Source organism: Ureibacillus sp. FSL K6-0786 (assembly GCF_037965165.1).
Lineage (GTDB): Bacteria > Bacillota > Bacilli > Bacillales_A > Planococcaceae > Ureibacillus > Ureibacillus thermosphaericus.
This window is the reverse complement of the sequence record NZ_CP150191.1, coordinates 2,956,503-2,976,208: the sequence shown is the minus strand read 5'-3', so window position 1 is coordinate 2,976,208 and position 19,706 is coordinate 2,956,503. Positions and strand designations below refer to the sequence as shown.

At 33.2% G+C, this 19,706-nt stretch carries 25 protein-coding genes and 1 other annotated feature (1 of these 26 only partly in view); of the genes, 20 read left to right on the top strand and 5 right to left on the bottom strand.

Annotation, left to right across the window (positions count from 1 at the left end):
* Window positions 1–248 precede the first annotated feature (248 nt).
* Window positions 249–392, top strand: a complete 144-nt coding sequence (locus NSQ18_RS14635) for a hypothetical protein (RefSeq protein ID WP_172597779.1) — start codon at window positions 249–251, stop codon at window positions 390–392.
* Between the two features lie 356 nt (window positions 393–748).
* Here NSQ18_RS14635 and serC read toward each other — a convergent pair whose 3' ends face one another.
* Window positions 749–1,846, bottom strand: coding sequence for a 3-phosphoserine/phosphohydroxythreonine transaminase (gene serC / locus NSQ18_RS14630; RefSeq protein ID WP_339289700.1), 1,098 nt, complete (start codon window positions 1,844–1,846; stop codon window positions 749–751).
* Window positions 1,847–2,038: 192 nt separating this feature from the next.
* On the opposite strand from serC, the gene NSQ18_RS14625 reads away from it, so the two are divergent.
* The 7 genes from NSQ18_RS14625 to NSQ18_RS14595 all read left to right on the top strand — a co-directional run bounded on the left by NSQ18_RS14625 (window position 2,039) and on the right by NSQ18_RS14595 (window position 7,073).
* Window positions 2,039–2,629, top strand: coding sequence for a carboxymuconolactone decarboxylase family protein (locus NSQ18_RS14625; RefSeq protein WP_016838034.1), 591 nt, complete (start codon window positions 2,039–2,041; stop codon window positions 2,627–2,629).
* Between the two features lie 286 nt (window positions 2,630–2,915).
* Window positions 2,916–3,038: a hypothetical protein gene (locus NSQ18_RS14620; protein WP_339288503.1), complete on the top strand. Its 123-nt coding sequence runs from the start codon at window positions 2,916–2,918 to the stop codon at window positions 3,036–3,038.
* Window positions 3,039–3,135: 97 nt separating this feature from the next.
* Window positions 3,136–3,906, top strand: a complete 771-nt coding sequence (locus NSQ18_RS14615) for an NRDE family protein (protein WP_168412871.1) — start codon at window positions 3,136–3,138, stop codon at window positions 3,904–3,906.
* Window positions 3,907–3,987: 81 nt separating this feature from the next.
* A complete protein-coding gene (locus NSQ18_RS14610) occupies window positions 3,988–4,101 on the top strand; it encodes a YjcZ family sporulation protein (protein WP_016838041.1) in 114 nt (37 codons plus the stop codon).
* 190 nt (window positions 4,102–4,291) lie between these two features.
* Entirely contained in the window at window positions 4,292–5,071 is a 780-nt protein-coding gene (locus NSQ18_RS14605) for an SDR family oxidoreductase (RefSeq protein WP_168412112.1), read from the top strand.
* A gap of 79 nt (window positions 5,072–5,150) precedes the next feature.
* Window positions 5,151–5,735, top strand: coding sequence for a peroxidase-related enzyme (locus tag NSQ18_RS14600; protein WP_232019831.1), 585 nt, complete (start codon window positions 5,151–5,153; stop codon window positions 5,733–5,735).
* Window positions 5,736–5,930: 195 nt separating this feature from the next.
* Window positions 5,931–7,073, top strand: a complete 1,143-nt coding sequence (locus NSQ18_RS14595) for a toxic anion resistance protein (protein WP_339288498.1) — start codon at window positions 5,931–5,933, stop codon at window positions 7,071–7,073.
* A 71-nt stretch (window positions 7,074–7,144) separates the two neighbouring features.
* Here NSQ18_RS14595 and NSQ18_RS14590 read toward each other — a convergent pair whose 3' ends face one another.
* Window positions 7,145–7,465, bottom strand: a complete 321-nt coding sequence (locus tag NSQ18_RS14590; protein ID WP_339288496.1) for a CotD family spore coat protein — start codon at window positions 7,463–7,465, stop codon at window positions 7,145–7,147.
* A gap of 302 nt (window positions 7,466–7,767) precedes the next feature.
* Here NSQ18_RS14590 and NSQ18_RS14585 point away from each other — a divergent pair, with 302 nt between their 5' ends.
* The 6 genes from NSQ18_RS14585 (at window position 7,768) to NSQ18_RS14560 (ending at window position 12,403) form a co-directional block, all read left to right on the top strand.
* Window positions 7,768–8,709 (top strand): alpha/beta hydrolase, encoded by a 942-nt coding sequence (locus NSQ18_RS14585; RefSeq protein ID WP_016838048.1) that lies wholly within the window; start codon window positions 7,768–7,770, stop codon window positions 8,707–8,709.
* Window positions 8,710–8,907: 198 nt separating this feature from the next.
* Complete coding sequence (rarD, locus tag NSQ18_RS14580) at window positions 8,908–9,810, top strand: EamA family transporter RarD (protein WP_096551069.1); 903 nt, start codon at window positions 8,908–8,910, stop codon at window positions 9,808–9,810.
* Window positions 9,811–9,908: 98 nt separating this feature from the next.
* Window positions 9,909–10,541 carry a hypothetical protein gene (locus NSQ18_RS14575; protein ID WP_168412113.1) on the top strand — a complete coding sequence of 211 codons (633 nt, stop codon included), beginning with the start codon at window positions 9,909–9,911 and terminating at the stop codon, window positions 10,539–10,541.
* Between the two features lie 156 nt (window positions 10,542–10,697).
* Window positions 10,698–11,414 carry a cytochrome c biogenesis protein CcdA gene (locus NSQ18_RS14570; RefSeq protein ID WP_016838051.1) on the top strand — a complete coding sequence of 239 codons (717 nt, stop codon included), beginning with the start codon at window positions 10,698–10,700 and terminating at the stop codon, window positions 11,412–11,414.
* Window positions 11,415–11,443: 29 nt separating this feature from the next.
* Window positions 11,444–11,815 (top strand): response regulator, encoded by a 372-nt coding sequence (locus NSQ18_RS14565; RefSeq protein ID WP_016838052.1) that lies wholly within the window; start codon window positions 11,444–11,446, stop codon window positions 11,813–11,815.
* A 96-nt stretch (window positions 11,816–11,911) separates the two neighbouring features.
* Window positions 11,912–12,403 carry a cytochrome c biogenesis protein CcdC gene (locus NSQ18_RS14560; RefSeq protein ID WP_016838053.1) on the top strand — a complete coding sequence of 164 codons (492 nt, stop codon included), beginning with the start codon at window positions 11,912–11,914 and terminating at the stop codon, window positions 12,401–12,403.
* 201 nt (window positions 12,404–12,604) lie between these two features.
* Here NSQ18_RS14560 and NSQ18_RS14555 read toward each other — a convergent pair whose 3' ends face one another.
* Entirely contained in the window at window positions 12,605–13,027 is a 423-nt protein-coding gene (locus NSQ18_RS14555) for a DUF2621 domain-containing protein (protein WP_040764545.1), read from the bottom strand.
* A gap of 133 nt (window positions 13,028–13,160) precedes the next feature.
* On the opposite strand from NSQ18_RS14555, the gene NSQ18_RS14550 reads away from it, so the two are divergent.
* The 4 genes from NSQ18_RS14550 (at window position 13,161) to NSQ18_RS14535 (ending at window position 14,590) form a co-directional block, all read left to right on the top strand.
* Window positions 13,161–13,379, top strand: coding sequence for a DUF1659 domain-containing protein (locus NSQ18_RS14550; RefSeq protein ID WP_016838055.1), 219 nt, complete (start codon window positions 13,161–13,163; stop codon window positions 13,377–13,379).
* 18 nt (window positions 13,380–13,397) lie between these two features.
* Entirely contained in the window at window positions 13,398–13,610 is a 213-nt protein-coding gene (locus NSQ18_RS14545) for a DUF2922 domain-containing protein (RefSeq protein ID WP_016838056.1), read from the top strand.
* Between the two features lie 79 nt (window positions 13,611–13,689).
* Window positions 13,690–13,842: a YvrJ family protein gene (locus tag NSQ18_RS14540; protein ID WP_016838057.1), complete on the top strand. Its 153-nt coding sequence runs from the start codon at window positions 13,690–13,692 to the stop codon at window positions 13,840–13,842.
* Window positions 13,843–13,954: 112 nt separating this feature from the next.
* Window positions 13,955–14,590, top strand: a complete 636-nt coding sequence (locus NSQ18_RS14535) for an SCO family protein (RefSeq protein ID WP_016838058.1) — start codon at window positions 13,955–13,957, stop codon at window positions 14,588–14,590.
* Between the two features lie 123 nt (window positions 14,591–14,713).
* On the opposite strand, the gene NSQ18_RS14530 is transcribed toward NSQ18_RS14535, so the two are convergent.
* Window positions 14,714–15,820 (bottom strand): methionine biosynthesis PLP-dependent protein, encoded by a 1,107-nt coding sequence (locus tag NSQ18_RS14530; protein WP_016838059.1) that lies wholly within the window; start codon window positions 15,818–15,820, stop codon window positions 14,714–14,716.
* Between the two features lie 258 nt (window positions 15,821–16,078).
* Here NSQ18_RS14530 and NSQ18_RS14525 point away from each other — a divergent pair, with 258 nt between their 5' ends.
* Window positions 16,079–16,786 (top strand): lytic murein transglycosylase, encoded by a 708-nt coding sequence (locus NSQ18_RS14525; RefSeq protein WP_016838060.1) that lies wholly within the window; start codon window positions 16,079–16,081, stop codon window positions 16,784–16,786.
* A gap of 66 nt (window positions 16,787–16,852) precedes the next feature.
* On the opposite strand, the gene NSQ18_RS14520 is transcribed toward NSQ18_RS14525, so the two are convergent.
* Window positions 16,853–17,110 carry a GlsB/YeaQ/YmgE family stress response membrane protein gene (locus NSQ18_RS14520; RefSeq protein WP_016838061.1) on the bottom strand — a complete coding sequence of 86 codons (258 nt, stop codon included), beginning with the start codon at window positions 17,108–17,110 and terminating at the stop codon, window positions 16,853–16,855.
* 854 nt (window positions 17,111–17,964) lie between these two features.
* Between NSQ18_RS14520 and ilvD the strand changes: the two genes are divergently transcribed.
* Window positions 17,965–19,635, top strand: coding sequence for a dihydroxy-acid dehydratase (gene ilvD, locus NSQ18_RS14515; protein ID WP_016838063.1), 1,671 nt, complete (start codon window positions 17,965–17,967; stop codon window positions 19,633–19,635).
* A 51-nt stretch (window positions 19,636–19,686) separates the two neighbouring features.
* Window positions 19,687–19,706 (top strand) — a binding site (T-box leader); it runs 280 nt beyond the window's last position.

Below are 19,706 nucleotides of genomic sequence, written 5' to 3'. Positions count from 1 at the left end.
GTTTGCTAAACAAAACAAAGTCCTTTCTGCCAAAGGTGGTACAGAGTAAATGAAGCAGATAGATGGAAGGAAAGATTACATTCTTACCCGGGGAGGTCTGGCGGATATGTGAAGTACGCTTCATAACCTACTTAGTGATAAGTAGCTGAACCGTCAGAAGTCAGCAGAGGTCATAGTATTAGTTGGTTTAGAACTACTAAGAAGGACCGAACAATTAAGAGAGAATAGCCCTTGGCATTCAGTGAGTCATGATGAACACAGAAAACGTAGTACCTCACTTGAGGAAGGAAGCGGTGAATCCCGTGGGAGACCTCTTGGAGGGTGGAGTGACCACTGGCATAAAGAGAACAGCTATTCACGGAAGTTATAAAGACTTGCGTCAATCATCTTAATTGAACCGCCGTATACGGAACCGTACGTACGGTGGTGTGAGAGGACGGGAGTTAATCGCTCCCTCCTACTCGATTATTAAATTTTTGAATCACCATTTTTTGATGTTAATCTAGAGGCATTAACGTATAATATTCTTTTTTAACATGGTTCTAAATAATCCATTGATAATTTAACAAATCCTCGCACCAAATAACACAACAACTCAAATTAATACACGTACTTCCTATAAAGGGTTGCTAATACTTACCTGACTTATTTTCTTTAAAATTTTAGAATAGGGGAAGTAAAATAAGTATATAAAAAAGCGAATTGAGAAACCGATGTGTTTTCCAATTCGCTTTTTATAATTAATTATTTATTGATGCTTCTTTTGGAATTCGTACATGAAATCGCGTAAAGCTATGCAAGCTTCTATTGGTACGGCATTATATGTAGATGCTCGACAACCACCAACAGAGCGGTGGCCGTTTAACCCGACAAAACCAGCAGCTTTTGCATCAGCTAAAAATTGCTTTTCTAATTCCTCATCAGCTAATCGGAACGTAATATTCATGAGAGAACGGCTATTTGGTTCCGCATGTCCTTTATAAAATCCATTGCTTTTATCAATAACATCATAGATATATTTTGCTTTTTCTTCGTTGCGTTTCTGAATTGTCTCAAGTCCGCCTTGATTTTCAACCCAGTTTAAAACTTCTCCTAACATGTAAATACCAAATGTTGGAGGAGTATTATATAAAGAATTTTTATCCGCATGTGTTTTATATTTTAACATAGTCGGTATTTCTGAATTTGCTTGTTCAATTAAATCTTTGCGAATGATGACTACCGTCACACCAGAAGGTCCTAAATTCTTTTGAGCACCTGCATAAATAATGCCAAACTGATTCACATCGATCGAGCGAGATAAAATGTCGCTTGACATATCCGCAATTAATGGAACATCTCCTGTATTCGGGAATTCTTTCCATTGTGTTCCATAAATTGTATTGTTGGATGTAAGGTGAACATATGCATCGCTTGCATTAAATTGAATATCTTCAATACTTGGAATATTTCGATATTCATTGTCTTTCGTACTAGACGCTACCACTGCATTACCGAATAGTGTTGCCTCTTTCAAAGCTTTTTCTGACCAAGATCCTGTTAAAATATAGCTAGCTGTTTTGTCTTTTGTTAAGAAGTTCATTGGAATCATCGAGAATTGAAGACTTGCTCCACCTTGTAAAAAGAGAATTTCGTAATTATCAGGTATGGAAAGGAGCTTTTTCAAACGGTTGATTGCATTGTTATGAACTTCATCGTAATCTTTACTTCGATGGCTCATTTCCATAATGGACATGCCAGATCCGTTATAGTTTACTAGTTCTTGTTGTGCTTTTTCTAATACTTCTAGGGGTAATGCTGAAGGTCCTGCATTAAAATTGTATGCACGTTTGTTTGTACTCACGATAAACACTCCTTGAAATTGCAATATAGTTTGATTATATACTCTTTTCCATAAAATCGAACAATATTTTTATAAGAAATAGTGAAATATTCCGATATTCATAAAATTTATGTTAAATTGATAAAAATTCTGCAATTTCGAATTTCATTTTCTGCTATGTTATTTTTCTATTACGAATATAAAGGAGCAATTTGAATGACTAGTTATTATGAAAAAAATAAAAATCATTACATGAAGAAATTAAAAGAATTTGCGCCCGAACAGTTTAAAGCCTTTTCTAGATTTGATGGAACGGTTTTTAAACCAGGGGCATTAACGAAAAAAGAAAAGGAAATCATTGCAGTCGCCATTGCCCATGTCACAAAATGTCCCTATTGTATAGATGTTCATACAAAAAAAGCAAAGATTGCAGGAGCATGTCAAGAAGAACTTATAGAGGCAATATTTGTTGTAATGGCAGTTGAAGCAGAGACAACCTTAAATCAACATGAACATTCTTTGAATGATAAAACAGAGTCATTCAAAGCGAAACTTCAACCATACTTTAATTTTTCTCAAGTTGTCATGGGAAAAGGTTTTTTAACTGATGGATTTAAAGAACTGCTTGCTATCGCAGTTGCTCATGCAATCCACTGTACACAAAGCATCAATTCCCACACAAATAATGCAATGAAACTAGGGGTGTCAGAGGAACAAATTGCTGAAGCAATACTAGTTACAGCGGCTTTAAAAGCAGGAAGTGCTTATGCACATTTACTGCATATTTACGAAAGTTATAACGATTAATTAAGTAGTGAAAGGCATCACAATATACAATTTAATCACTAAATAGAAGATAATGGAGATAATATGTTTAGCGTGCCATATAACGTGATAAGAAAATGATATGAGACTCTACACATTTTTCTAATGTAGAGTCTCTTTTTGTAGATTATTGCAAGTTCATAAAAAATTTAAAATTTTTGTATTAGTAAATGTAGCATGTGAAATTTATCTTATAAATAATGATAAAAATTCTATTGTTTTATTTCATGACCTATGAACGAATTCAAGGAAAGTAGGGGGAATTGCTGTGACTATTATTGTATCTATACTCTTTTATGTTATTCCCGCATTATTAATCATTTGGTTTATGGTGAGTGTGGTTTCTGCATTAAGGCATAAAAATAAAATATTAGAAGCAATTTTAGAATAAATAAAAAAGAAGAACTAATCAATTTTAATTTATAGTAAAATTATAGCTCATGAATGATAAACTATTTTTATAAATAAAATGTTAAAGGGTTGGGAGCATGTGTTTAATACATTTTCATTATCAAGAACATCCAATTTACAAATTAATTGTTGTAGCAAATCGGGATGAGTTTTATGATCGCCCGGCAAAACCTGCACATTTTTGGGAAGACGAACCAGATATTTTGGCAGGTAGAGATCTTCTTCAAATGGGTACATGGCTCGGAGTATCTAGAAATGGTCGTTTTGCAGCTATTACGAATTATCGTGATCCGAGTTTACCTGCAAAGCCTCGTTCACGCGGAGAAATTGTACGAAATTTTTTGAAGGATACGAGGCATCCAAAAGATTTTGTAGATGAGTTAGTAACAACTAAAGATTATTACGGTGGATATAATGTCATTGTTTGGCATGAGGGGCATTTATTGCACTATAATAATATCTTTAATGAAATAAATGAAATACAACCTGGGACTCATAGCATCAGTAATCATACATTAAATACTCCGTGGCCAAAAGTTGTTAAAGGAAGGGCACGCTTAGCAGAATATATACAAAATAATACCGGAAAATTAAATATCGATGAATTATTTGAAATTGTCATGGACCGTGAAATCGCTCCAGATGAGCAGTTACCAAATACAGGTGTTGGGTTAGAGATGGAAAGAAATTTATCCTCTGCATTTATTCAATTACCCCATTATGGCACTCGTTGTTCAACCGTCTTATTAATAGATGAGGATCGGAATATAACTTTTGTGGAACGAACATTTGATAAAGGTAAATTTCTTTTCGAAAAAAGTTTTCATATAAAAATAGAAAAAATTTAAATATTAATCTATGCACTTGTACCTATCCCATTCATCGTTTCCACATAAACTGGAGTATCGAATGATGAGGGAGGGATATCCATGGGCTATTACGGAGGATGTTATGGTGGCCATTATGGAAATAACTTTGCTTTATTAGTAGTATTATTTATCCTACTTATTATTGTAGGTACACATTTCAAACGTTGGTGTTAATTTTCTAAGAAAGACTGATTCTAAAGAATTTTTACTTTAGAATCAGTTTTTTTATTTCTAAGAAAGTTCTAATCAATTAAGATTAAGAATAAATAGAAAATATTCATTTGATTATTTTGAAATTTCAATAAAGTATCTATTTACATACCTTGTTCTTATTTTGCAAAATAGAAGTAAAGGAGAGTGAACAATGGAACTAAATTTACAAGGTAAAGTTGCCGTCGTCACAGGAGCAAGTAAAGGAATTGGTCTACATACTGCACTTCAATTAGTTAAAGAAGGAGCGAATGTTGCCATATGCGCTCGAAACAAATCGTCATTGGAAGAAGCAAAAACAATAATAAAAAAGGAAACGGGAAAAGAAGTGCTTGCCATTGTTGCGGACGTTACTAAAGAAGAGGATTGTAAACGCTTAATTGAAGAAACTGTTAAGCAATTTGGCAAATTAAATATTTTGGTGAATAATGCTGGTACTTCTGCTGCCTATTCTTTTGAAGAAGTAGACACTGAACTTTGGGTTGCTGACTTAAATTTAAAATTGTTTGGTGCAATTCATTGTTCAAAATATGCACTTCCATATTTAAAGGAATATGGTGGCTCAATCGTAAACGTTACTGCGTCAATCGCTAAAACTCCAAGTGAAAATAGCCTTCCAACTACTGTTAGTCGTTCAGCAGGGTTTGCATTAACAAAAGCAATGAGTAAAGATTTAGGAAAATATAATATTCGAGTTAACACAGTATGTATCGGGCTTATTCGAAGTAGGCAAATTGAAGAAAAATGGAAAAGAGAAATGCCAAATTCTTCATGGGAGGAATATTCTAAAGAAATTGGAAAATCGATTCCTCTTGGTAGAATTGGCGAAACAGAAGAAGCAGCAAAAGTTATTACATTTCTTGTTTCTGATGCAGCTTCTTATGTAACGGGCACTTCCATAAATATTGACGGTGGTTCAGGAGGAACATTATAAACCTTGTTCTAGAGGTAATCACATCATTCATATGAATTAATTAGTAACTTATAGTAGAAAAGTGGGGAGAAATATGGGAATGTATGATGAACAATTATCTTATTTAGAAAAGCCAAAATTAGAAGAAATACCACCAGAATTACAAGAATATTTTGAAGAGAACATCAAAAAGCAAGAAGAAAAATTAGGAGTAGTAAACAACTTATTTAAAGTTTTGCCGTTAAATGCGATTCAATTTAAAGCTTTTTTAGATTTTAAATATTCGTTGTTTAATACGAAAAATACGTATTTAGATTTAATTGATAAAGAAATGATAGGTCTTGTTGTATCATCGGTGAACTGTTGTAACTATTGCTTGACAACTCATAGCGATACGTTACGAAGACTAACAAACGATCCAGTTTGGGTAGACACGTTAACGTATAATTACCGCAGTGCAAAATTAACAGAAAAACAAAGAGCATTATGTGACTACGCTTTCCGTGCAACGAAATATCCAGACGAAATCACAACAAAAGAAGTAGATTTGTTGAGAGAAGTTGGGTTTAACGACCATGAGATTTTAGAAGCAGCTTTTGTGGTAGGTTTCTTTAATTACACCAATCGTTGGGTAAGTACAATTGGTGCAATTCCAAATCCTAAACATAATCAAAACAATCGTTAATCATTCGTAAACCACGTTCAATCAAGAACGTGGTTTTTTGGCTCATCGAGCTCTATTAACAAGTTGTGATACTTTTATTGCTTTGGTTAACGAAATGAAACTTTCGTAATTCTTTAATCGTATGATTACTGTAGAAGTTAGTGTAAACTGTAAATGAAAGAGTAACATACATACAATGAAGAACGGAGGAAAGCCATGTCAGAAATGAAAAACCCTTTATTTCAAGATTTAGATGCAAAATTGAAACAAGAAAACCATGAAATTGTTGAAGCTCCTCCTCAGCTTGTAACAGAAGAAGAAAAGTCACAATTGCGTAAAAGACAGATTGAGTTAAAAAAAGATCCAGCCGTTCGTACTCTTGCTGAAAAAATAGACTGGAAAAATCAAATAGCGGTTTTAGAATTCGGGAAGGAAACCGCCAATGCCATTTCTAAGTTTTCCGATCGGATGCTTGCTTCCATCAAACAAAGTAAATTAGAAAAATCTAGTGAGCTCATCAATCATTTAAATAAAATCATGTCTCGTTTTGATCCGGAAGATTTCAAAGAAGAGAAGAAAGGTTTTCTATCTCGTCTGTTTGGAAAGGGAAAAGAGCAACTTCAAAAAATATTATCGAAATACGATACAATGAATAAAGAAATTGATGTCATTTATCAAGAAATTACGAAATACGAACAGGAATTAAAAAAAAATACGCTCGAACTTGAACAAATGTACGAACAAAACCTTGAATATTTTAAAAGTTTAAGCGAACATATCGCAGCGATTGAAATAAAACTGGAAGATTTAAAACCGGAACTTTCAAAATTAGAAATGCGAGCAAATGAAGGGGATCAAGAAGCAATTATGGATCTCGAATCCTTACAGCGAGCTATCGAATTGTTAGAACAGCGGCGCTATGATTTAGAGATGGCACAACAAGTTTCTTTCCAAGCAGCTCCGCAAATCCGATTAATGCAACAAGGCAATAATCATTTGATTGCAAAAATTAATTCCGCATTTGTAACAACAATCCCAATTTTTAAACAAGGTTTAATCCATGCAGTAACCATTCAACGTCAAAAATTAGTTTCTGACTCTATGCAAGAGCTAGATAAACGAACAAATGAAATGTTGTTGAGAAATGCGGAAAACATTCGTCGTAACAGTGTGGAAATTGCTAGAACTGCAAGCCAACCAAGTATTAAAATTGAAACGATAGAAAATACATGGAAAACAATTTTAGCCGGAATTGAAGAAACGAAACAAATTCAAGCGGAAACAATTCAAAGCCGCGAAGAAGGGAGAAAACGAATTGAACAGCTTCAACTTGAATATGAAAAGTTAAAGAAGATGTAATGAAATAAAAAAACTGCACCTCTTTGCAAGCATTATGCTGCCTTAATAGGGGTGCAGTCATTTATTATGATTTAATATCCAAATCTTCTTTGTAGAGGGAAGTACCTTGGGTTAGGATTTTCAGGGCTACCACATTGCTGAGATGTTTGATAATATTCATTCACTTCTGAATACGTTCTTGGATAATAGTGTTGATGATGATAGATATGTCGATTTACTGTTGTTGTGTGCACTGGATGGAAATGAGGAACTATTGTATTAAATACATTCGTTTTCACAACTTCTTGAGTTGGCGAAACTTGAGCAGGTGCAATTTGTGTTGGCATTACATTTGGTGGACAACAAATAGGTTGCGGTCTCATATGATGATGTTGATGTCTTCGATTAAACATTTATTTTCACCTCCTTAATAGTTATTTACTCATCCATAACATATGGAAGATTTAAAAAATAAACTAGATTAATACCTATGATGAACAAATAAAATTTTGAAATGAAAATTATATTTATTATTAGAGAGCTAGATTGAAAGGGTTTTAAAATTTTCTTCTTTGCTAATTTTGATGGATAGTAGTCATTATTGTGACATAGTGCAGCATACTCCAACTATTTATGTTGATTGAATTAGAATTTCATTGTACAATCAAATCATAGTAATCAAATAAGAATTATAAGAATAAGGGGTTGATCCTCTATGTCCACCTTATTACCAAACACTATCCGTTATTTAAATGAAACGAATCGCCAAGTTCCGTTATACACAATGAATCCAATTGAAGAAAGATCTAGAAGGGAAAAATTTTTAAGAACAAAATGTACTGAGGGTTTAAGCAATGTAACGAAAAAAGATGTTTCAATTACGGTTAGAGATGGTCATTCAATCACGTTACGAATCTACACACCGAAAGGGAAAGGGCCATTTCCAATTATTGTTTACTATCATGGAGGAGGATGGGTGTTAAATAGCATTGAAACGTGCAATGAAACCTGTGAATTGTTAGCAGAAATAACGAAATCAATTGTGGTTTCAGTCAATTATCGTTTAGCTCCTGAATTTAAATTTCCAACGCCCGTTTTTGATGCTTATGATGCTTTTCTTTGGACAGTTGAAAATAAAAAATTTTTGAATGGAACCAATCAAATTTTAGTAGCAGGAGATAGTGCCGGAGGAAATTTAGCAACTGTCGTCACTTTATTAAACAGAGATTTACAAGGTTCTACAATTCATGCTCAAGTATTATTATATCCTGTAACAGATTTGACGTTCAGCACTGCATCCTATGAAGAATTTGCAGTTGGATATGGTCTTTTAAAAGAAGATATGGCGTGGTTTAAACAACATTATTTAAACAATGAAGATGAAACATATCACCAATATGTCTCTCCATTACTAGCTAAGGACTTGACGAACTTGCCCTCCGCTTTTATTATTGTTGCCGAAAATGATGTATTGAGAGATGAAGGGATTGCTTATGCAAAGAAATTGGAGGATTCAGGGGGAAAAGTCAAATTAAGAATTGCTCAGGGACTTGTGCATAGTTATTTCACAAAAAATGAATATTTCCAAAGTCAAATAAAGGAAACAATTAATGAAATTCAGCTCTTCATTTCATCACTTAGTTCACTAAATGAATAAACACTTCACGATGACTAACTGAATAAAGTTAGTCATTTTTTACTTTTTAAATTTATCAACTATACAGAAACGTTATTAATAAGCTATTCCCTCGAGATAACGAATTGTATTCGTATGATATTACATTTACTTCATTATTTTCCATCGCTATAATTTGTATGTAAGTTAATTCATATCATTGAAAGGTTGATTATCAATATGTTTGAAGAAAGAAAAGGCATGATTAGTGCCATGGCAGCGTATATCATTTGGGGATTCTTTCCTGTTTATTGGAAGTTATTAGAACACGTCAATAGCATTGAAATATTATTAAATCGTATTATTTGGTCGTTTATTTTTACAACTATTTTTATATTTATCATTGGTCAAAAAAGTAAACTTATTGAAGATTTAAAATGGTTATGGCAGGAAAAAAAGACATTTTTCTTACTTTTACTAGCATCCTTTGTCATTTCATGTAACTGGTTCCTATATATTTGGGCAGTAACAAATGAACATGTAGTCGAAACAAGCTTAGGATATTATATAAATCCATTAATCACCGTATTGTTTGGCCTATTCCTTTTTAAAGAGCAATTGTCTAAAGCTCAAATCGTAGCTGTTTTTATAGCATTTATCGGAGTGGCATTGATGACAATTCGTTACGGGAAAATCCCTTGGGTTGCATTGGGGCTTGCTTGTTCATTTGCCGTTTACGGTGCATTAAAGAAAAAAATTCAGCTCGATGCAACAAGGGGATTAGCAATTGAAACATTGTTTATTTTACCTTTCGCACTAGTTTATTACGGTTTTCTTATGTTTACTAACAATACGTCATTTTTGCAATTCGATTGGAAAACAGATGTTTTTCTTATGTTAGGGGGATTGGTAACAGCTTACCCATTGATTTTATTTGCTAAAGGGGCTCAAGCTTTACCACAATCTATATTAGGCTTCATCCAGTACTTTTCTCCAACTATTATTTTAATTTTGGGAACCGTTGTATATAAAGAACCCTTTACAAACATAGAGTTGATTTCTTTCGGTTTTATATGGCTAGCTATATTGCTCTTTAGTTTATCTACGGTTTTGGAAAATCGAAAAAAACGTAAGTTTGCGTAAAAGGAATTATTTAGTTTTTATCGAATTACCATAATGAAGCGTAGATTGGGAATATTTCGATTTTTTTGTTTTTTTAGCTATTGGGAGGGGATTGGTTCATGTTCATAAAAGTTGGGGATCGAGAATATCCTTTTCATCGCATTCGAATTGAACTGATTGAAACCGGCATTCAGGAACTATTTCGTTTGTTTGATAAAAAAACAATTCGTGAACTACTTCAACATAGACGATATGAACATTTAAAAGAAAAGGTTATCAAGGAATATACTGAACTTTTAGATGTTCCGGCTGGAATCGCTATTTATCAGATGAAAAAAAATCATGACCTCTTTTACAAAGAATTTTTAAATAAATATGGAGATTTAACTTATTGCCAATTTATTGTTAAAGGCAACGATTCTTTGCTAAGTAAAAAAGGTGTTTATTTAGTGATTAAGAACGATGAACTAGTTTTTGCAGGGATTTGTAACAATACATTTAAATTAAGATTTAATCAACATATTGGAAATATCTCTCCTAAGTCGTGCTTTCGAGATGGCACTGCAACTCATTGTCATATTAATGCCAATATTGCTGAACATATAAGAAAATCTACTATTTATTTTCAAATATGTCCGTTAACTGATTTAAAGGAAATGAAGCGATTGAAAAATTGGATCATCGATCGTTTTGAACCTCAATGGAACTTAAGATTTGGAAGCGATGTAAATTATTCTTATAATAATAAATAAACAAAATTTTTTCAGCATATATTATTTATTAATAATCATTAACGATGCATCAACATCATGTATTATTATTTGTTAATAATTTTTCAATTTTTAAATTAGTACTTTTTAAGCAACATTTGATATGATAGAAACATCAATTGCTAAGGAGAGACAAAGATGGCAACAAATATTAATATATTATTTGCCTTTGGTGCAGGATTTTTAAGCTTCATATCTCCATGCACATTGCCGTTGTATCCCGCATTTTTATCGTACATAACAGGTATGAGTTATGATGAAATTAAAAATGATAAAGGCATGCTGCAAAAAAGAGCAATTCTTCATACGCTCTTTTTCTTACTAGGATTTTCAATTATTTTCGTCGTTCTAGGTTTTGGTGCAAGATTATTATCAATTGAAAACTTTTTTATTAATTATCAAGATTTAATACGCCAAATTGGTGCTATATTAATTGTTCTTTTCGGACTAATGATCGTTGGATGGCTAAATATCGACTTTTTAATGAAAGATCGAAAAATACAATTTAAAAATAGACCTTCAGGCTACTTAGGTTCATCATTGATTGGCCTTGCCTTTGCTGCGGGATGGACACCATGTACTGGACCGATTTTGGCAGCAATTTTTGCTCTTGCTATGACAAATCCAAATTCGGCAATGGGGTACATGATTGCTTATGTTTTAGGTTTTTCAATTCCGTTTTTTATTCTATCATTCTTCATTTCAAGAATTGGTTGGCTACGAAAATATAGCAATAAAATTGTAAAAATCGGTGGCTACGTAATGATCGCTGTTGGAATATTATTATTCTTCGATGGCATGAATATAATTATTAGAATTTTATCGCCTATATTTGACGGTTTCACTGGTTTCTAGAATGCTGATGAAATAAAGGAGATTTGTCAATGCCTTCTGTATTAATTGTGGATGACGCATTATTTATGAGAACAACAGTAAGAAAACTATTTGTTGAATGGGGTTTTGATGTAGTAGGAGAGGCCACTAACGGTGAAGAAGCCGTAAAACTATTTCACCTCCATCAACCGGACTTAGTGACAATGGATGTGACGATGCCCATCATGTCTGGTATTGAAGCATCTAGAGAAATTCTAAGTAACTTTCCAAACGCTAACATTATTATGGTTACCGCATTAGGACAACAACGCTTGATTGTTGAAGCCCTTGAAATAGGGGTAAAAGATTTTATTACCAAACCATTCGATGCAGCACAATTAAAAATGATTGTTAATAAAGTCTTAGATACATATGAATTATAATAATGTGGTATTATTATGAAGGTACTGCCTGAATGTTAACAGGCAGTTTTTTTAAGCAAATGTGTTGAAGTTGTAATTTCTTCGAGGAGGGATTATATGTTTGAAGCAATACCTTCTCGCTATATCATTATTGCGAGTACGTTAATGGCAATATTTATGGGTACTTTCATCATGATGATGAGATTGCGTTCGCAAAAGAAACCGGTTAATGCAAAAAAAATCCTTATACCGCCCATTGCTATGTCTACGGGTGCATTAATGTTTATATTCGAGGAGTTCCGTGTACCTCCTCTTCAAATATTGGAAGCTGTTATAGTAGGAATTATTTTTTCTATTGTTTTAATTACAACTTCCAAATTTGAAATTCGTAACAATGAAATTTATATGAAACGCTCCAAAGCATTTTTTATTATTTTGGTAAGCTTGTTATTGATACGAATTGCTGGAAAAATTGTATTAACCGATTCTTTTGATCCTGGAGAATTAGCGGGCATGTTTTGGATACTTGCCTTTGCCATGCTCTGGCCATGGCGCATTGCCATGTTCATTCAGTATAAGAAAATCGAAAAATCAAACTTAGTAAATTAAGTAATAGGAAAGGGACCCTTTAGAACGAGAAGGCTCGTTTCCGATCCTTAGAAAGCGTTTCGGAACGGAAATCAATAAAAACATCATTTTCTCTTTTGAGAAAATGATGTTTTTTAGTTTGGTTCCAGCTCATTTTTATACTTCATTATTTGTTCAAAGTTTATTGATGGTTTGTACTATAATAAGGGTATTAAATATCCATCATTTTTTGCTTTCCGCAAAATATTTTTCATAAGGCGTTACATCAATATTCATTTCAGCTAATTTTTTTCGCAAAAACTTGTGATCTCTTTTTGGAGTTGCAATAATATAGCCTCGAATAATTAATTCTTGCGTAATGGTTTTGGCATGCTCTTTTAATGCAAGTTCGCCAATTTTTCCAGCAATCGACTCCTTAGCTTGCTGTCTAAATAATTCGGGAACTGGACTAACAAGTTCATTTAACAATTGCTTTGATTCGTCATTCCATAAATGCAGAGTCTTCTTGATATAGTAATCTTGCCAATCTAAATCTGATTTTCCATCCTTTTTTGGCAATGATTTTAAAAACTTTCGGAACATAAAAAACCCGCCAATGGCCATTAATACAACCATTACAAAACTCCAAAAAACGAGAAACCACATTAACCAACCTTCCAATTTGTTCACCTCTTTTTCCTCTCTAAAACATTATAACAAGGTAAAAAATTTTTTCATTAAGGTTGTCTCTATTTTTTTATGAATTCGATATATGGATAAGTGAAAGGGGGGATAAGTAATGGCAAACTTAACGTTTGAAAATGCAACATTAAAAATCGTTTATGAGACGGGGATTGATGAATATGGTGATGTTGTCTACTCTTCTAGATCTTACAAAAATGTGCGCTCGAATGTAACAGCAGAACAATTAGCAGCTGTTGTACAAGCATTCATTCAACTATCCAATTATCCAGTCGTTCATGCAACTTTGTCTACAACAGAAAAAATCGATTTATAATGAAGGAGGTAACATGTCATGACATCAGTGCTTGAAATGAAATTTGAGGCAGCTAATGGAAAGATTTTAACCCTCTCATTGAACGACCCAAAACCAAATTTAACTTCAACAGATGTATCCAATGCTATGCAAATGATAATTAATCAAGATGTTTTTCATTTGGATGGAGCACCACTTGCGGGCGTTAAACAAGCACGGCTGATTGATAAAACGATAACAGATATTCTTTAATTTTCATAAAAATCGGCAAAGTCCTTACTGGATTTTGTCGATTTTTCTAATCAATATATTAAAAAAGGGGATTATATAGATGGAACAATGGATCACATTAATTCAAGAACTTGGTTTTCCTATTATCATTTCTTTTTATTTGTTACATCGAATCGAAGCTAAGCTTGAAGCCATTTATTCTGTTCTCGTATCATTGAAAAACATCAATGGGGAAAAAGTATTTGAACGATAGAAAGTGAAAAATATTTCACAAATTTGTTAAAAACCTTTCAAGCGGAAAAGCTTTTACTATTATACTACTTTCCTATATGATAAACATAGTATTCCAAGGGAGTTGAGGCTTTATGAAGATTATAAAAAAAAGGAATTTTATTATTATTTCTATCATGTTGATTGTTAGTATAGTGTTAAGTGCTTGTAGCAATTATAATTTTAAACCGACAATCGAGTACCAAATTGAAGATTTTAAGATGATTGACCATCGAGGAGAAACAGTTACATTAGACAGCTTAAAGGGACAACCTTGGATTGCTATGTTTATTTTTACAAATTGTAACACGATTTGTCAGCCAATGACGTTAAATATGTCAATCGTACAAGAAAAATTAAAAGAAAAAGGATTAGAGGACTATAAAATCGTTGGGTTTTCAGTAGACCCAGCAAGAGACACTCCAGAAGTGCTTTCGAAGTATTTAAAATTCTTTACTGTACCCGATGAATCAAAATGGCATTTACTAACTGGTTATGATCAAAAATTCATCGAGCAATTTGCATTAAAATCGTTTAAAACTCTAGTAAAAATGCCTGAAGACGGCGATCAAGTAATCCATGGTTCCTCATTTTATTTGGTTGATGAAAATGGTGTAGCTGTAAAATTATATTCAGGTTATTCAGAAGAGGAAAATTCCGGTCAAGCTGTCCCATATGATGAAATAGCAATCGACATTGAGACACTAATTAACAACATGAAAAAGAAGTAATTAAAATTAACCATTAAAAACTCTTGAAAAATTATCTTACGCACAAAACAGATAAAGAAAACCGAACTATTCCGCATCATTTTTTCAAGAATTGAATAGTTCGGTTTTTTGTTGAGCAAAAATTTATTGTTCTTCTCTTAATTGATTAAATACTTGTTTTAAATCTGCAATAATATCTTCTGCATTTTCTAAACCTACGGAAAAACGTAGCAAACAATCATCAACTCCTCGAGCAACACGCTCTTCATAAGGAATGTCAGCATGTGTTTGGGTAGCAGGGTAAGTAATAAAGCTTTCTGGACCGCCTAAACTCTCAGCAAAAGTAATCAGCTTCATTTTTTTTAAAAAAGGATTCACTAAATCCGATTTTTGTAATTTAAATGAAAGCATTCCGCCTTTACCTGTATATAACACATCCGTTACTAAAGGTTCTTCTTTCAAAAATTTAACGACTCTTTTTGCGTTTTCATCATGTTGTTTCATTCGTAGATGTAGTGTTTTTAATCCACGTATTACTAACCAACTATCAAAAGGAGAAAGTACAAGACCCATACTATTTTGAATATATGCTAATTTTTCGCTTAACTCTTTTCCTTTTGAAACAACAAGACCAGCTAATGTATCATTATGTCCAGCAATATATTTTGTACCACTATGCATTACTATATCGGCACCATGTTCTATTGGGCGTTGAAAATAAGGCGAGTAGAACGTATTATCAACAATAAACATTAAATTATGTTTTTTACAAATTTGATTGAAGTAATCTAAATCAAATTCAATCATTAGTGGATTTGTAGGAGTTTCAAGGAAAATGGCTTTTGTTTTTTCATTAATCAACTCTTCTACTTGTTCCGCATTAGAAAAATAAACAGGTCGAATATTATACAACTCGTTATATGATTTCAATAAACGATAAGTGCCTCCATACACATCTTCCGGCAAAATAATTTCATCACCAGGTTTAAATATTGAAAGAATTAATTGGATAGCGGCCATTCCGGAACTACAGGCAAATCCTGCATCTCCACCTTCCAATTCTGCAATTCCATTTTCTAAAATTTCCCGAGTTGGATTTTTTGTGCGAATATAATCATAACCTGTTGATTCTCCAATCCCGGTGTGTTTGTATGCTGTAGATAGATAGATTGGGGGATTTACAGCTCCAGTTCTAGGGTCACTTTGATTTCCTAATTGAACTAATTTTGTTTCGATTGAATTTTTCGTCATGTCTGTCACTCTTTCCTTGAAAATACTAAATAATTTTAGTTATCTAACAATTTAACATGGTCTAAAATTAAAAACAATAGTTTCAGAAATTAACATGATTTTTCTTAGTTATTTAATAGAATTAATTAAATATTTATAAATTTGTTTTCTAACTTTCATCAAACTTTAATGGTTTTTTAAAATTAATTTTTATTATATTTTTAGGATATAATCATTATTTAGGGGAGAAAAAACAACATTATGATTTAGGGGGAAATTATGTCGAAAAAGAAGAAAAAGAAAAGATCATTAATAAGCCCCGGAATGAAGCTATTCCTCATTATATTACTCATTCCTGCATCTATAATCATATATTCCATTGCATATTTAGCTTGGGAAGATTTAAAATCACTATCTTTATTTAATTCTAATGAAACAACTGAAATTGAAAAAATACAAGAGGACTTTGATTTAAAAATTCCAGCAGAATATATACCAATTTATATGAAAGCTGGTGAACAATATAATGTTCCTTGGACATTACTTGCTGCACATCATCGAGTTGAAACGAGATTTTCAACAATGAACACATTAATTTCACCCGTAGGAGCAGAAGGCCATATGCAATTTATGCCATGTACATTTGTAGGATGGAGTCATCCAACTTGTGATGGACTTGGGAAGGGAAATATTCCGGAATCAGAAAAAACCGATCCGAAAGTCATAGAAAAATATGGCGGCTATGGAGTTGATGCAAACGGGGATGGGGTGGCAGATCCATTTGATATTGAAGATGCAATATTTAGTGCTGCCAATTTTTTATCTCAAGCCGGGGTAAGGGAAGGGAAAATGGAAAAAGCGATTTATCATTATAACCATAGCAATGATTATGTGAAGAAAATTTTATATTATTATGAGCAATATGAGCGTGTTAGTCCTCTTTTAGAAAAAGAAGTGATAACAGCCACAAATAGTAATTCAAGCTAAAAAAGTGGTCCATAGTAAAATGATCATCCCTGTATTGGATGATCATTTTACAAGTGAATCAGTATTTTAATCCGTCGCTTTTCTAAACCCTTTCATGATTAAACTTACAATAAATACTAATACAACGGATCCAATCAAAGCTGGAAATACATAAAAGTTTGAAACTTCCCAGCCCCAGTTTCCTAAAAATGCACTACCGATCCATGATCCAACAATGCCGGCTACAATATTTCCGATAATACCACCAGGGATATCTTTGCCGACAATAACCCCAGCCAGCCATCCAATTACTCCACCAATAACTAAATACCAAATAAAATTCATGAATAATTCCACTCCTTTTATGATGCATCTTCATTATGTTAGTGTGCTCAAATGCTTTTGAGATATGCAAACAAACTAGTCTAAATGAAATAACGAAAAAATATTTTTTGAATATTTTGCAAAATGATGAAAAATGTCATATAATGTTCACAAAGAAGACAAAATTAACGGGGGATGGGGTGGATCTATATGAATATGACAAGAAATTTAGATCGACAGGGGATTATATTTGCTATCATTCACACAATCGTATTTTTCAATTTAGCAATCGATTTTGCGATTGTTCCAATAGGTTAATAGAAAAGGGAGGAGTCTGAAAAGTCTTTTGAGGCACTTCCCCTTCGTCTGGTGCTAACGCTTTCATGATGAGGGATAGTTGGATGTGACGACCACAAGAGCAAAAAAACATTAAAATATTGATTTGATTATTTAAACCTGACCAATAAGTTAACTTATTGGTCGGGTCTTTTTTTGTTTTTCATTGAAGAAGTTCTATTTACACCACTTTTCACGAATTACTCAAAATGAAATCCGATTATTATTCCCAATAATAATTGTTGGATCTAAAAAATTTTAATTTTATTAAATTCAGAAAAAAAATGAAAGTATAAGAATAATTCCAACAAAACGTAGAAAGAAAACGTTTGCAATAAAATTGAATTTTTGAAATTTTATAAAAAATTTAAAAAATATGGTTGACGAAAGGGTCATTTATGTACTATTATGACAACAATTTCACCGACACTTTTTCCAAAGAACTTGAACAAATTATTATAATCATTAGTCGGAGAAATGATTATTACCCGTAATCGCTACATTGGAAATATTAGTATTTGTGAGGGGCGTTTGAGAGTATGAGAAGTGATATGATTAAAGTAGGAGTTGATCGTGCTCCTCACCGTAGCTTGCTATATGCTACGGGGAAAGTAAAACCTAAAGACTTAGGTAAACCATTTATCGGTGTTTGTAACTCTTACATCGATATTATTCCTGGTCACGTACACTTACGTGAATTTGCTGAAGAAGTTAAAGAGGCAATCATTGAAGCAGGAGGAATTCCATTTGAATTCAACACAATTGGTGTTGATGATGGAATTGCGATGGGTCATATCGGAATGCGCTACTCTTTACCTAGCCGTGAACTCATTGCTGATTCTGCTGAAACAGTGATTAATGCTCACTGGTTTGATGGCGTCTTTTTCATTCCAAACTGTGACAAAATCACGCCTGGAATGTTAATGGCTGCAGTTCGCACAAACGTTCCTTCAATATTTGTTTCCGGTGGACCAATGGAAGCGGGAAGAAGTTCTACAGGAAAACAACTTTCATTATCTTCAGTATTTGAAGGAGTAGGTGCGTATAAGTCAGGTCAAATGACTGAAGAAGAATTTAAAGATATTGAAATGAATGCTTGCCCAACTTGCGGATCTTGTTCAGGAATGTTTACGGCAAATTCTATGAACTGTTTAATGGAAATGCTCGGAGTTACTCTTCCCGGCAACGGTACAATCGTTGCTACGAGTGAACAAAGAAAAGAACTTATTCGTGAAGCAGCAAGACATTTAATTCGCATGATTGAAGAAGATATTCGTCCTCGCGATATTATTACAAAAGAAGCAATTGACGATGCTTTTGCTTTAGACATGGCTATGGGCGGTTCTACAAATACAGTATTACATACGTTAGCCATTGCTAATGAAGCGGGAATTGATTATAACTTAGAAGACATTAATAAAATTGCTGAACGTGTTCCATATATTGCAAAAATCATGCCAGCATCCGATATTTCGATGGATGACATCAATAAAGCTGGTGGAGTAAGTGCCATCATAAACGAATTAACAAAAATCCCTGGCTGCATTCATCCAAATCGTCCTACAGTTGCAGGCAAAACAATAGGTGAACTAGTTCAAGGCTATGAAATAACAAATACAAATGTAATTCGAACGAAAGATAACCCATATAGTCCGGTTGGCGGTTTATCAATTCTATATGGAAATCTAGCACCTGAAGGCTCTGTCATTAAAGTAGGAGCTGTTGATCCATCAATAAAAGTGTTTACAGGCGAAGCAATTGTTTTTGATTCTCAAGAAGAAGCTTTAGCTGCTATTGATGAAGGCAAGGTAAGGGAAGGGCATGTTGTAGTTATTCGCTATGAAGGACCAAAAGGTGGTCCTGGTATGCCTGAGATGCTTGCTCCAACTTCTGCTATAGTCGGCAGAGGACTTGGAACGAAGGTTGCTCTCATTACAGATGGACGATTTAGTGGTGCATCACGTGGTATTTCCATTGGGCATATTTCACCTGAAGCAGCTGAAGGTGGACCAATTGCTTTAGTTAAAAATGGTGATATAATCGAAATCGATTTACCGAACCGAACAATCAACTTAAAAGTTTCAGAAGAAGAATTAGAAAATCGGCGTAATCAACTAAAACCATTTGAACCAAAAATTAAATCCGGATGGTTAGCAAGATATTCAAAACTTGTGACAAACGCTTCTAAAGGCGGCATTATGAAAATATAATTTTCTTAAAATTGCGTTAAATATGAACATTAAAAAATATACAAATAACTGTTTAATTCAATGATGAGGTT